Source organism: Corynebacterium suranareeae (assembly GCF_002355155.1).
GTDB classification, from domain to species: Bacteria; Actinomycetota; Actinomycetes; order Mycobacteriales; family Mycobacteriaceae; genus Corynebacterium; species Corynebacterium suranareeae.
Genome location: NZ_AP017369.1, coordinates 1,756,407 through 1,769,980 on the forward strand (window position 1 = coordinate 1,756,407; position 13,574 = coordinate 1,769,980).

Genomic DNA, 13,574 nt, shown 5'->3' on the forward strand with positions numbered 1-13,574 from the left:
CTCAATTTCTTAAGCTCAATTTCCCGCGGCGATATCAGGTGGTGGTTGCGACACCCTCTTCCTAAAGGAGTGTCCACCAATGACCAGCAGAGAACAACCCACAACCCAGGAGGCGGTCCGCCGAGTAGCCGACGGGCAGCGAGTAAAAGACGTAGCACTAGATCTTGGAATCCACCCATCCACGATCTACCTAGCGCTCAAGCGCCACGGCCTGCCCGTGGACAAGACCGCACCCCACCGCGTCCTGAACCCACAAACCAATCGGCACATCCCGAAAAACACCGAACACCCCACAACCACAGAAGCAGTCGCGAGGGTCAAACGCGGTGAACGAGTCAAAAACGTAGCGAAAGAACTAGGAATCCACCCATCCACGATCTACCTAGCGCTTAAACGCCACAACCTACCGGTCGGGAAAAACGCACCCCACCGCGTCCTGAACCCACAAACCAATCGGCATATCCCTAACACCACGGAACGCCCTGCCACGACAGAAGCCGTTACTCGGGTCAACCGTGGTGAACGAGTGGTTACTGTGGCCAAGGAACTTGGGCTTCACCCGTCAACGATCTACACCGCGATCAAACGCCGCGAAGAAGCAACCGATACCCCCACACCACCAGGTAAGAAAGGAGAAGGTAATCACAGATGCAGCGACACACCCGCACCTACCACCACGACAACGCAATCACGGTGTACAACGACAGAAGTGCCTGACTTATCATGTTGTTCTAATGATTCTGTGTCGTCGCGTACTGCTGATCACGTTGTTGCTGATTTCAGTCTGGTTCCTGATACACGAGTAAAAACAGGCCGCGGGGTGCGATTAAGCAGTACCGATCGGCTGGTGATCGCCCAAGGGATTAAAGAGAGGTTATCCACCCGGCAGATCGGGACAAAACTCGGCCGTCACCATAGTGTGATCGCACGAGAAATCAACCGTGGATCCACCACCTACCTAGATCCAGACACCCAAGAGATCAAGCAGTTGGTGTATAACCCACAAACCGCTCACTACCACGCCCAGCAACAAGCACGACGACCAAAGGAAAGGAAACTTGATCGCCCGGGCCGGTTACGGGATGTGGTGGTGGAGTATTTATTGCGATATTTTTCCCCGAAGCGTGTTGAACAACGCCTTCTTCTGGACTATCCCGATGATAAGAGCATGCATATTTCCCACGAGGCGATCTATCAAAGTTTGTATGTCCAAGGACGTGGTAGCTTGCGTGAGATCATTGAAGAAGAACTACGCCAACGCGAAATGAATACCAACAAGGTGTTAATCCGTGGTGGGAAAACCCGTCGCCCCCGGTCCAAGATCGCTGGGTTACGCAATAGGCGTGGCTGGGTTGTCGGTGCAGAAATCACCACGCGCCCACCTGAGGCTGATGATCGTCGGGTTCCAGGGCATTGGGAAGGTGATTTAGTGATCGGTGCAGGGGGTCAATCAGCGTTGTTGACACTGGTGGAGCGATCAAGTCGGTTTACGTTGTTAAAGCATTTACCTGATGATCATGCCTCGTCCACGGTTGTTGGTGCATTACAGGAAATGATTGCGTCGATGCCGGGGAAGTTTTCCACGATTACTTGGGATCAGGGATCGGAAATGGCTAGTGCTCGTAAAGTTATTGATCCTGCAGAATGTGGGATTTATTTTTGTGATCCTCATTCACCGTGGCAGCGTCCGACCAATGAGAATACAAATGGTGAGATCCGGCGGAGGTTTTATCCAAAGGGCACTGATTTCCGTGAGGTAACCCCGGAGCATGTCGCGTGGGTTCAAGATGAACTCAACGACACACCGAGGTTGGTGTTAGGCGCGATGACGCCGTATGAGAAAATGAATGAAGTATTAACTGTCGCAACCACCCAATGACAGCGCCCGCGGTTTTTGGTGATTTTCCTAGCGGTCTCGCAGTTAAGAAATTGAGTGCGAGGTCTCGAAAGTGTGATCTCGAACTTAAAGAAAACCCCAAGGCAAAGCTGCACAAGCACTATAAGGCGACTTCACGTGCTCAACTTCCTAAGAGGCGACATCACTACGAAATCAGCCCATCGCCGAGGGAAGTAACCTGCTAAGAAGTCACCCTTTAAGAACCCTCCCCAACCACTCCGCTTCTAGCTCGTGGCTGGCGTGGCTGAGCGGGCGTTGGGATTAACCCGAGTGGTTGTATGCTTAGCAGTGCCACAGCATCCTTCGCCGCATGGAGCTCCGTTGACAGAGCTACCTCGCGCGGGCAGTTTTCCAAGGCGCTCGATGGTGCGCTTGAGTTCGGCTTCTTCAACTAGATCCACAACGAGTGCTGCAAATTCATCGGTGGGGCCTACCGTGGCAACGCGTTCGACCACCATGCCACGTTTGTCAGCTTCTTCCATGAGTTCGGAGTCCAGATCCCAGATGACTTCCATGTGGTCGGAAATAAAGCCTACAGGGCAGACTACGAGGGCTTTTTGACCTTCTTCATGGAGTTCTACTGCATGATCAACAATGTCGGGTTCCAGCCAAGGGACGTGTGGGCTTCCAGACCGTGACTGCCACACCACATCAAAATCTTTCACCCCGGCAGCTTCCGCAATTAAAGCTGATGCCTCTTTCACCTGCTTTGAATACAGGGCGCCATCTTCAGGGGTTCCTGCAGCGTTGTCTGCAGATAGCGGGATTGAGTGCGCGGTAAACACCAGGCGAGCTTCGTCGCGGAGATCATCAGGCAACTTTGCATAAGATTCTTGAACCAAACGTGCCATCGTGCTCACAAAACGTGGATGATCATAAAACTGGCGCAGCTTGGTAAAGGTGATTGACTGACCTTGTGCTTCAAGGTGCTTGATCATGCCTTGGATGTCTTCTTGGTACTGCTGGCAGCCGGAGTATCCACCCCACGCGGACGTTGCCAGCACCAAGGCGTTTTTGACACCATCATCAGCCATGAGTTCTGCGGCTTCGTTATCAAATGGCTTCCAGTTTCGGTTTCCGAAGTAAACAGGAAGCTTGAGGTCGCGAGATGCCAATTCTTTTTCCACATTGGCGATGATTTCTCTGTTTAACCCATTGATCGGACTTACTCCGCCAAAGTGATGGTAATGAACTGCCACATCATCTAGACGCTCTGGCGGGATCCCCCTCCCACGAGTGACATTCTCCAAAAATGGACGAACCTCCTCATGCCCTTCGGGGCCACCGAAGGAGAGCACAAGGAGGGCGTCAAATGCATCCGATGAGCGTTCATTCATACGAGGATAGTACCAACTTTTGGTTGATATTGTCCAAAAAACGCATGAAACCCATCAAGATTCATAGGAGGAAACTAAATGAGGCGCACTACGCTCTCAGTCATTCCGCTCCATCTCACTGGGGAAATCTTCACTACCGAACCGGAGCTTGGAGCTTCAATCATCTGCCCATCACCCAGATAAATTGCCACGTGTTGCGATGCACCAGGACCGTAGAAGATCAGATCTCCTCGTTGCATTTCTGATGGGGAGACCTTGGTGCCGTATTGGTACTGATATCCGGTGTAGTGAGGAAGGGAAATTCCCACACCTGCAAAGGCATAAAGCGTCAGGCCAGAGCAGTCAAAGCCAACCTTGTTGTAGTCGCCATATGAATCAGCAACGCCACCATCACGAATACCCAACGTTGGACCATTAGCGTTTCCGCCGCCCCATGCATATTGGACGCCCAGCTGGCTCATGGCGCGTGCAATTACGGTTTCGATTTGGGCTGCACGATCTCCAGAGACAACCTCAGTGGAATCAGAGGAATCAGTCTCAGGTGAGTCACTGCTGGAATCACTGGATTCACTAGAAGTGTCCTGCTGAGTATCTTCTTGCGAAGTGGTGTCTTCAGATTGAGTTGGCCCTTGAATATCTGCAATGTCTGCTGGTGCAGCATCTTCATCAGTAGGGTAAGGATTCTCGGTCGTTGCATGATCTGCTTGGCTTGCAGCAATCAAGGCAGCTGCAGCGATAGACGCCGCAGTTAGTGCCTGGTCACGGATCGCTTGGGCTTGGGCATCATTAGCTGCTTGTGCATCAGCCTCACGTTGAGCCTGTTCAGCCGCGGCTTGGGCTTGCGCGGCGCGTTCTTGTGCTGCTGCACGATCATTAGCTTCCGCCTGGGCAGCTTGTTCAGCTCGAGCAGCCTCCGCTTCAGCGGCGGCTGCTGCCGCAGCTTCATCAGCACGACGCTTTTCCTCTGCTGCAGCTGCAGCTTCGGCTTCTGCCTGAATGCGTGCTTCTTCCGCAGCTTGGAATTCTTCATATTCCGCGCGCTGGCCTTTAAGGTTTTCCGCCTCCGCACGGGCGATAGCTAAATTGCGCTCAGCTTCATCGCGCTGCGCCACCAATGTGGTGCGGTTGTTGTTCAGCGCATTGAGTTGCTCGCTGTTAGCGGCAATAGCAGCCTCGGTCTGTTGCTGCTTTTCGACGGCTTCCGCCTCTCGCTGCTCGGCAACGATGCGAGCCTGGCGCAACGCAGATTCCTTGTTGGCGTTTTCCGTCCGCAGACGGTCCAACTCTTCCACAGCTGCTCGCTGCTTTTCCGCGTTAGTTCGCAAGTAGGTCTGACGATCTAGCGCATCATCGGAATTGCCGTTGCCAGAGATTCCCGACAACCCTTTGGAGGTTCCATTTTGACGATACGCTGCACGTGAAATCTCATTCAGACGCTCCTGAGCAGCTTCGATCTGCCTTTGAGAATCATCGAGATCCTCCTTAGCAGCGCGGGCATCTTGACGGGCCTTCTCCGCCACAGCTTGTGCATCGTGGAGATCAACGAGAGATTTGTTTACCTCCTCTCGCAGAGCTCCCATTTCCAACTCAACGCGGCTAATTTCTGCATCAGTGCTTGATAGTGAACTTGCCAGGCGGGCGACTTCCCCATCGCCCGCCGTGACATTGTCTTCGGCCTGTGCAATTGCTGCGTCATCCGGATTCACTGGTTGCGCCACTGCCGGAGTCATAGAGCTAAGCAGTGCGCCGCTTATTGCAACCGCAATCAACGCTTTAGCCTGGATATGGGTACGACGAAGTACTGCCCGCACCCCAGGGCGAACTGATTCTAGATTGGCCACATAATCTCCTGTTCAATCCGAAACCCTTCATGTATCAAGTTCCAGAACTAGATAACTCCAGGAACCTAACACACAAAGACTCCGCGTTCCGTAGCGGAAACCACTAGCCAATCCCTTTTACTTCAACTGTCATCCAAACCACCGCTGCAGCAAGCTTCCCCGTTTGCTCAATTGCAGTTTGAACGAAATTAACAGTTGTTTCAAGGTGCAACCCTTGATAACTCGTGTTACGAAAGTTATTTAAGTTTAAAGAACCGACTCGTGAGTCAATATCTGCACATTAAGTCACGCAGATAACTTTTGATACATCTTTAACATCAGTTACATAACGAAAGGCCAGAACGTGCAACGATTTGCATGTTCTGGCCTGCATATATAGAAACGGCAACAAGTTATGTGAAATTAATCACACAGTTGTCGCGCGATCGCAGATATTGGACTTTTAAGAGCTTTCACCTCCATCCACTTAATATTTTAAGGTCAAGCGTGGAGACTTTACTTAAACTGATATCGCTTTTCGACGCACGGATGCGGCGACAATAACGACCACCACCAGCAGGGTCACGAGGCCCCAAATTAACGATTGACCCCATTCAATATTGCCCACCCCAGATTCCGTTACATCACGGACTAAAAGTTCTGTACCAAGCACATAGTCAGTAGTACTAAGCAGTTCATGCTGGCCCGCCTCCAGCGATGCCCGAGAATGTACATCACTGACAACTGCAGCAGATGCTGGCGCACGGACAATAACGGTGTCTATATCAGTTTCATTAAGCAACTCTTGGGCAATATCCCTCAAATTGGATGTGGGAACAGGGGTGTCATCCAAAACAACGACACCTAGAGATCCAAAGTCCAAAGCCTGAGCGTCAGAGACTGTATTAATGAGATCCTTTTCCAACGTTGGAAACTGCTCCCCCGTGTACTGCCCCATAGCAACAGCATCTTCATCAAGGTCCGAAGCAAGCTGTTTGAGGTCTATATTTTCTGGAATCATCTAAAACCTTCACTGGTAACAGGCCCACTGGCGAGCGTGAACCGACTTGATTAAAACAATGCGGGGGTAAATAAGGGGGTGATATAAAGTCACATTACGCGTCTACCTATTTCGAGCAAATTTCACAAAACCGCTGCCTGCAGACATTGAACACGGTAGCAGTGCGGAAAATTCATGACGTTATTGACGCGCTATCAACCCCAAGATTCCCACCAGAACGCTTGTACTGTTAGGATAATAAAGACGTAGGGTCCTTTTCCACATAAATGTGGAATGAGAATCCGATGTTTTTCTCACGCCGGCTCAGCCGAAGCAGACGCCGTCGCGAAATCTCACCCTAAAAAAGTTAGAATTGGAGCTCACTGTGACTGAAAGCAAGAACTCCTTCAATGCTAAGAGCACCCTCAAGGTTGGCGACAAGTCATATGACTACTACGCCCTCTCCGCAGTGCCTGGCATGGAGAAGCTGCCGTACTCCCTCAAGGTTCTTGGAGAGAACCTTCTGCGTACCGAAGACGGCGCAAACATCACCACCGAGCACATTGAGGCTATCGCCAACTGGGATGCATCGTCTGATCCAAGCATCGAAATCCAGTTCACCCCAGCCCGTGTTCTCATGCAGGACTTCACCGGTGTCCCTTGTGTAGTTGACCTTGCAACCATGCGCGAGGCAGTTGCTGCACTTGGTGGAGACCCTAACGACGTTAACCCACTAAACCCGGCCGAGATGGTCATTGACCACTCCGTCATCGTGGAGGCTTTCGGCCGCCCAGACGCATTGGCTAAGAACGTTGAGATCGAATACGAGCGCAACGAGGAGCGTTACCAGTTCCTTCGTTGGGGTTCTGAGTCCTTCTCCAATTTCCGCGTTGTTCCTCCAGGAACCGGTATCGTTCACCAGGTAAACATCGAGTACTTGGCTCGCGTTGTCTTCGACAACGAAGGCCTTGCTTACCCAGATACCTGCATTGGCACTGACTCCCACACCACCATGGAAAACGGCCTTGGCATCCTCGGCTGGGGTGTTGGTGGCATTGAGGCTGAGGCAGCAATGCTCGGCCAGCCAGTATCCATGCTGATCCCTCGCGTTGTTGGCTTTAAGCTCACCGGCGAGATCCCTGTTGGTGTGACCGCAACTGACGTTGTGTTGACCATCACCGAGATGCTGCGTGACCACGGCGTTGTGCAGAAGTTCGTTGAGTTCTACGGCTCCGGTGTTAAGGCTGTTCCACTGGCTAACCGTGCAACCATCGGTAACATGTCCCCAGAGTTCGGCTCCACCTGTGCGATGTTCCCAATCGACGAGGAGACCACCAAGTACCTGCGCCTGACCGGCCGCCCAGAAGAGCAGGTTGCTCTCGTTGAGGCTTACGCTAAGGCACAGGGCATGTGGCTCGACGAGGACACCGTTGAAGCTGAGTACTCCGAGTACCTCGAGCTCGACCTGTCCACCGTTGTTCCTTCCATCGCTGGCCCTAAGCGCCCTCAGGACCGCATCCTGCTGTCCGAGGCTAAGGAGCAGTTCCGCAAGGACCTGCCAACCTACACCAATGATGAAGTGTCCACCGACAACTCCATCCCTGCAAAGCGCATGGTCAATGAAGGTGGTGGACAGCCTGAGGGCGACATTGAGGCTGACAACTACAACGCTTCATGGGCAGGCTCCGGCGAGTCCTTGGCTACTGGCGCAGAAGGCCGTCCTTCCAACCCAGTAACCGTTACCTCCCCACAGGGTGGCGAGTACACCATCGACCACGGCATGGTTGCTATTGCTTCCATCACCTCCTGCACCAACACCTCCAACCCTTCCGTGATGATCGGCGCTGGCCTGATCGCACGTAAGGCAGCTGAAAAGGGTCTGAAGTCCAAGCCTTGGGTTAAGACCATCTGTGCACCAGGTTCCCAGGTTGTCGATGGCTACTACCAGCGCGCAGACCTCTGGAAGGACCTTGAGGCCATGGGCTTCTACCTTTCCGGTTTCGGCTGCACCACCTGTATTGGTAACTCCGGCCCACTGCCAGAGGAAATCTCCGCAGCGATCAACGAGCACGACCTGACTGCAACTGCAGTTCTGTCCGGTAACCGTAACTTCGAGGGACGTATCTCCCCTGACGTTAAGATGAACTACCTGGCATCCCCAATCATGGTCATCGCATACGCAATCGCTGGCACCATGGACTTCGACTTCGAGAACGAAGCACTTGGACAGGACCAGGATGGCAACGACGTCTTCTTGAAGGACATCTGGCCTTCCACCGAAGAAATCGAAGACACCATCCAGCAGGCTATCTCCCGTGAGCTTTACGAAGCTGACTACGCAGATGTCTTCAAGGGTGACAAGCAGTGGCAGGAACTTGACGTTCCTACCGGTGACACCTTCGAGTGGGACGAAAACTCCACCTACATCCGCAAAGCTCCTTACTTCGACGGCATGCCTGTCGAGCCAGAGCCAGTCACCGACATCCAGGGCGCACGCGTTCTGGCTAAGCTCGGCGACTCCGTCACCACCGACCACATCTCCCCTGCATCCTCCATTAAGCCAGGCACCCCTGCAGCTCAGTACCTGGATGCACACGGTGTGGAACGCCACGACTACAACTCCCTGGGTTCCAGGCGTGGTAACCACGAGGTCATGATGCGCGGCACCTTCGCCAACATCCGCCTCCAGAACCAGCTGGTTGACATCGCAGGTGGCTACACCCGCGACTTCACCCAGGAGGGTGCTCCACAGGCGTTCATCTACGACGCTTCCGTCAACTACAAGGAAGCTGGCATTCCGCTAGTCGTCCTGGGTGGCAAGGAGTACGGCACCGGTTCTTCCCGTGACTGGGCAGCTAAGGGCACCAACCTGCTCGGAGTTCGCGCAGTTATTACCGAGTCCTTCGAGCGTATTCACCGCTCCAACCTCATCGGTATGGGCGTTGTCCCACTGCAGTTCCCTGCAGGCGAATCCCACGAGTCCCTGGGCCTTGACGGCACCGAGACCTTCGACATCACCGGACTAACCGCTCTCAACGAGGGCGAAACTCCTAAGACTGTCAAGGTCACCGCAACCAAGGAAGACGGCAACGTTGTCGAGTTCGACGCAGTTGTCCGCATCGACACCCCAGGTGAGGCTGACTACTACCGCCACGGTGGCATCCTGCAGTACGTGCTGCGTCAGATGGCTGCATCTTCTAAGTAATTAGAGACCTTTTTGATGTGGTAACCCACATCAAAAAGTCAGTAGCTAACACAGGGCCCCATCAACTAATTGGCTATGAAGCTTACTTCGTAGCCAATGTGGTGGGGCCCTTTGTAATACGCTAAATTTTTCACACCCATCCCCTTCCATGCGTGTTTTCACCGCTATTTTTCATAGGAGTACATCTTGTCCATAGCGGCAGGCGACAAACCAACAAATAGCCGTCAAGAAATCCTTGAAGGTGCCCGACGATGCTTCGCTGAGCACGGCTACGAGGGTGCCACGGTACGCCGGTTGGAAGAAGCAACAGGTAAATCCCGCGGAGCGATTTTCCACCACTTTGGTGATAAAGAAAACCTGTTTTTAGCTCTCGCCAGGGAAGATGCCGCACGCATGGCAGAGGTGGTGTCTGAAAATGGCCTCGTTGAAGTAATGCGAGGAATGCTCGAAGACCCTGATCGATACGATTGGATGTCTGTGCGTCTTGAAATCTCCAAGCAGTTGCGCACCGATCCAGTGTTCCGCGCGAAATGGATTGATCATCAAAGCGTTCTAGATGAAGCAGTCAGGGTGCGTTTGTCCCGCAATGTGGACAAAGGACAAATGCGCACTGATGTCCCCATCGAAGTGCTGCACACCTTCCTGGAGACGGTGCTCGATGGTTTCATCTCCCGTTTGGCTACTGGAGCATCCACAGACGGGCTGTCTGAAGTTTTAGATTTGGTTGAGGGCACCGTCCGCAAACGGGACTAACCTACCCCTGTTTCACACTTTTAGTACATAAGAACTAGACTAAGCGGTATGGTTTCAGTTCTTTTAGTTCAGCCCCGTCAGGGAGAAGCAGTCGCAGCAGCTGAGCGACGTGACTTTTTGCAGGCCACCGGCCTTAAACCTCAAGAACTGACCTCTCGAATGCTGGATTCCACTTCATCGAAAATTGGCAGTTTGGAAGGCTTCGATGGTGTGATTGTAGGCGGAAGCCCCCTCAACGCCACCAACTTTGAATACAGCGATTGGCAACGCCACGTCCACAAAGAACTCTCTTTGTTAATCAACCATCCGCTGCCGACAATTTTCGTATGCTACGGAAATACATTTTTGACGTTTTATTCCGGTGGTCAGATCGGGCGGAGTCATCCTGAGGATTCAGGCGCTACGACCGTCCTGCTAACCGAAGCCGGCCAAAGAGACATTCTCACCCACGATTTGCCTGATAGTTTTACTTCGTTTACCGGGCATACAGAGAATTCAATCACTGCTGCGCCAGGACATATCGTGCTAGCAACTGGGCCGACCTGCCCCATCCAAATGCTGCGGGCCAATAAAAATACGTGGTCAGTACAGTTTCACGCTGATATGGATGCAGTCGGGATGAAAAACCGCATGGATTTCTACGCCAATTACGGCTATTTCTCCCCTGAAGATTACGACCGCATCGTTGCCGAACTCCCTTCAGTTGACTCCATCTATGCCAATAGGGTGCTCCGCAACTTCGTCGAAGTCTGCGAAGGAACGCGCGTTGCAGACGGCGCGGAGCACCAACTCGCTGAACTTACTTAATTGACGACACGGCCGCGTTGCCGTCCACAAATGGCAGCACCCGCGTTTGAGGGAAATCTCGAACTACGAACTCGGTGATCACTTCTGCAACAAGAATTCTTGAGGTGCTGCGACCTGCCGCTGCTTCATTGGTATCGGCAATGACCTCAATGCCGTCTACTTCATCAAGCGTTAAAGCTGCTGGAGCAAGGATTAAGTAATCCAAGTCGGTGGAGCTTAAGTGCTCATCCGCAGCCTTCTTAGATTCTGCATAGGCATAAAAAGAATCAGAAGGATCGATAGTGTGCGACGTGGAACCCACATAGCTCACCATAATGTAGCGGGGAGCCTTCTCCCCTAAGCTGGCCGCGCCATCAATCGATGCGATCGCTGCATCACGGTCAATGGCGTAGGTGGCGTCTGCACCACTTTTGCCACCGTTGCCGGCACTCCACACCACCACATCGAAGTCTTTGAGCAGTTCAGCCCAATCCTCCACGCTCAGCGTGGTGACATCACGCTCTAAAGTTGAGGCGCCGAGCGCCTCAATTTCGGCCTGGTGGTCCGGATTGCGGTACATGGAAGTGACCTGGACGGAGGCGTCGATAAGCATGGGGGTTGCTAGTAAGGCCACCTTGCCGTGGCCGCCAATGAGTAGGACTCGCGTTGAATTAGTCATGGGCGCCACCCTAACAGCGTTTATTTTTTCTTGCCGAAAGCCCAGTAGGCCGCAGGTCCGACGCCGTTGAGGAAGGTCAAAAGGAACCACATCCATTTTGGACCTCGGACTTTTTCAGGCGCGCGGTTCTTGAGAGATACCCAGACAGATACCTTGGTAGCAAATTCGGCAACAACGGCGAAGATCAGGGGAAATCGTAATTCTGTGGGGAGATCCAACCAATCAGCGCGTAGTGATTTATAGGTTTTGGATGAGCGATCAAAAAGAGTTGGCATACCTCAAATGATAGACCTAAAGGAGCGTGTCCACGGGTCGTTGTAGCATGAAACTCATGTTTGCAATCATGACTGTCACAGGGCAGGACCACACCGGAATTATTGCTGCGGTTTCCACCGCGTTGGCGGAGCTAGATGTCAATATCCACAATGTCTCTCAAACCATCATGGATCAATGGTTCACCATGATCTTGCACGTTGGATTTGATGAATCCGTCGTGGATATCGCCACTGTTCAAGAACGAATGAAACCTGTGGAGAAGGAACAAGGCTTGGTCATCCGCATTCAGTCTGAAGCGCTGTTTAACGCGGTTAATGAGATCTAGGGAGACACGCATGAGTGATTTTTCTACATCGGTGGGTTTCAATGACCGTTCGTCGAGGGGAATTCTTGACACTATCGAGATGATTGAAAAATATCGCCTAGATATTCGTACGGTCACCATGGGCATCAGTCTGTTGGAATGCGCCAGAGGCTCGATGGAAGAAACCGCTAAGGCTGTTTATGATCGCGTCACCACTCAAGCGGCTTCGCTGGTGGAAGTTTGTGAAGGAATTGAGCGTGAATTGGGCATCCCCATTGTCAACAAACGCATCTCCGTGACCCCAATTTCCCTCGTTACGGCAGGTTGTGCTGGAGATCCCGTTGACGTGGCTCGAGCCTTGGATAAGGCAGCTAAAGATGTCGGAGTGAATTTTATTGGCGGTTACTCAGCGCTAGTAGAAAAAGGCGGAACCACATCTGATATTCGCCTGATTCGTTCCATTCCGGAAGCGCTAAGCACGACCGATGTTGTGTGCGGCTCTGTCAATGTGGCGTCTTCTCGCGCGGGTATCAACATGAACGCTGTCAATGAGATGGGCAAGGTGATCAAGCAGGCGGCTGAATTAACCAAGGATCGCTCTGCCATTGCGTGTGCAAAGCTGGTGGTCTTTGCCAATTCTGTGGGTGATAATCCCTTCATGGCCGGTGCTTTCCACGGCATTGAAGAGCCTGATTGTGGGGTCAGCGTTGGTGTTTCAGGACCAGGTGTAGTTAGCCGAGCGTTGGGGAACCTTCAAGGTGCCACCCTTGATCAGGTCGCTGAAGAAATCAAGAAGGCTGCCTTTAAGATCACTCGCACAGGGCAACTTGTCGGTGCAATGGCATCGAAGAGGCTTGGTGTTCCTTTCGGCATCGTGGATCTCTCTTTAGCTCCCACTGCTGAAGTGGGAGACTCCGTGGCAAATATCCTCGAGGTCATGGGCCTTGATCAGGTTGGCACACATGGAACTACAGCGGCGCTTGCACTGCTTAACGACGCAGTGAAAAAGGGCGGCATGATGGCCTGTTCACGTGTCGGTGGTTTGTCTGGATCTTTCATCCCAGTCTCTGAGGACAAAGGTATGATCGACGCAGTTCGTACAGGAGCAATTTCTATTGACAAGCTCGAAGCGATGACCGCGATCTGCTCAGTTGGTTTGGATATGATTGCGATCCCTGGCAACACCTCAGCTGAAACTATTTCAGGCATGATCGCAGACGAAGCAGCCATCGGAGTGATGAATCATAAGACCACTGCTGTGCGTGTTATCCCTGTTCCTGGAACAAGCCCTGGCGACGAAGTCGACTTTGGTGGCTTGCTTGGCTACGCACCGGTCATTCCGGTTAACACGATCGGTAATAATGAGTTCATCCACCGCGGGGGATTCATCCCAGCACCTGTCCACGGATTCAGAAATTAGTATTTTTCTGGGCCTTAACCGTTAAGGTGTTGTTCATCTCACCGCAGGTTACGGCCATTTTTCCAGGCGTATCATGGACTCATAAACGTTGAAGCAT

11 protein-coding genes are annotated in these 13,574 nt (G+C 52.6%); 6 read left to right on the top strand and 5 right to left on the bottom strand.

Annotated elements, in window-relative coordinates; all coding sequences use genetic code 11:
- Positions 1-742 precede the first annotated feature (742 nt).
- Positions 743-1,879, top strand: a complete 1,137-nt coding sequence (locus N24_RS16720) for an IS30 family transposase (protein ID WP_408607604.1) — start codon at positions 743-745, stop codon at positions 1,877-1,879.
- Between the two features lie 242 nt (positions 1,880-2,121).
- On the opposite strand, the gene N24_RS08275 is transcribed toward N24_RS16720, so the two are convergent.
- The 3 genes from N24_RS08275 to N24_RS08285 all read right to left on the bottom strand — a co-directional run bounded on the left by N24_RS08275 (position 2,122) and on the right by N24_RS08285 (position 6,075).
- Positions 2,122-3,234, bottom strand: coding sequence for a ferrochelatase (locus tag N24_RS08275; protein WP_096455973.1), 1,113 nt, complete (start codon positions 3,232-3,234; stop codon positions 2,122-2,124).
- Positions 3,235-3,308: 74 nt separating this feature from the next.
- Complete coding sequence (locus N24_RS08280) at positions 3,309-5,075, bottom strand: DIP1281 family NlpC/P60 protein (RefSeq protein ID WP_167382067.1); 1,767 nt, start codon at positions 5,073-5,075, stop codon at positions 3,309-3,311.
- A gap of 499 nt (positions 5,076-5,574) precedes the next feature.
- Positions 5,575-6,075 (bottom strand): Rv1476 family membrane protein, encoded by a 501-nt coding sequence (locus tag N24_RS08285; RefSeq protein ID WP_096455975.1) that lies wholly within the window; start codon positions 6,073-6,075, stop codon positions 5,575-5,577.
- Positions 6,076-6,439: 364 nt separating this feature from the next.
- On the opposite strand from N24_RS08285, the gene can reads away from it, so the two are divergent.
- The 3 genes from can (at position 6,440) to N24_RS08300 (ending at position 10,819) form a co-directional block, all read left to right on the top strand.
- Complete coding sequence (gene can, locus N24_RS08290) at positions 6,440-9,259, top strand: aconitate hydratase (protein ID WP_197702384.1); 2,820 nt, start codon at positions 6,440-6,442, stop codon at positions 9,257-9,259.
- A gap of 186 nt (positions 9,260-9,445) precedes the next feature.
- Positions 9,446-10,012 (top strand): TetR/AcrR family transcriptional regulator AcnR, encoded by a 567-nt coding sequence (acnR, locus tag N24_RS08295; protein ID WP_096455979.1) that lies wholly within the window; start codon positions 9,446-9,448, stop codon positions 10,010-10,012.
- 48 nt (positions 10,013-10,060) lie between these two features.
- On the top strand, positions 10,061-10,819 hold the full coding sequence (locus N24_RS08300) for a glutamine amidotransferase (protein WP_096455981.1): 759 nt from the start codon (positions 10,061-10,063) through the stop codon (positions 10,817-10,819).
- On the opposite strand, the gene N24_RS08305 is transcribed toward N24_RS08300, so the two are convergent.
- Positions 10,812-11,477, bottom strand: coding sequence for an NAD(P)H-binding protein (locus tag N24_RS08305; protein WP_167382068.1), 666 nt, complete (start codon positions 11,475-11,477; stop codon positions 10,812-10,814). The genes N24_RS08300 and N24_RS08305 overlap by 8 nt on opposite strands.
- A gap of 20 nt (positions 11,478-11,497) precedes the next feature.
- Positions 11,498-11,752, bottom strand: a complete 255-nt coding sequence (locus tag N24_RS08310) for a PLDc N-terminal domain-containing protein (RefSeq protein WP_096455985.1) — start codon at positions 11,750-11,752, stop codon at positions 11,498-11,500.
- 56 nt (positions 11,753-11,808) lie between these two features.
- Here N24_RS08310 and N24_RS08315 point away from each other — a divergent pair, with 56 nt between their 5' ends.
- Both N24_RS08315 and N24_RS08320 read left to right on the top strand, forming a co-directional pair.
- Positions 11,809-12,078, top strand: a complete 270-nt coding sequence (locus tag N24_RS08315) for an ACT domain-containing protein (protein WP_096459976.1) — start codon at positions 11,809-11,811, stop codon at positions 12,076-12,078.
- Between the two features lie 10 nt (positions 12,079-12,088).
- A complete protein-coding gene (locus N24_RS08320; protein ID WP_096455987.1) occupies positions 12,089-13,477 on the top strand; it encodes a PFL family protein in 1,389 nt (462 codons plus the stop codon).
- Positions 13,478-13,574: the final 97 nt, after the last annotated feature.

Excerpts from the sequence above, each read along its gene's own strand:
- N24_RS08275 (WP_096455973.1), bottom strand. The coding sequence starts at position 3,234 with ATGAATGAACGCTCATCGGATGCATTTGACGCCCTCCTTGTGCTCTCC.
- N24_RS08285 (WP_096455975.1), bottom strand. The coding sequence starts at position 6,075 with ATGATTCCAGAAAATATAGACCTCAAACAGCTTGCTTCGGACCTTGAT.
- N24_RS08300 (WP_096455981.1), top strand. The coding sequence starts at position 10,061 with ATGGTTTCAGTTCTTTTAGTTCAGCCCCGTCAGGGAGAAGCAGTCGCA.
- N24_RS08305 (WP_167382068.1), bottom strand. The coding sequence starts at position 11,477 with ATGACTAATTCAACGCGAGTCCTACTCATTGGCGGCCACGGCAAGGTG.
- N24_RS08310 (WP_096455985.1), bottom strand. The coding sequence starts at position 11,752 with ATGCCAACTCTTTTTGATCGCTCATCCAAAACCTATAAATCACTACGC.
- N24_RS08315 (WP_096459976.1), top strand. The coding sequence starts at position 11,809 with ATGTTTGCAATCATGACTGTCACAGGGCAGGACCACACCGGAATTATT.
- N24_RS08320 (WP_096455987.1), top strand. The coding sequence starts at position 12,089 with ATGAGTGATTTTTCTACATCGGTGGGTTTCAATGACCGTTCGTCGAGG.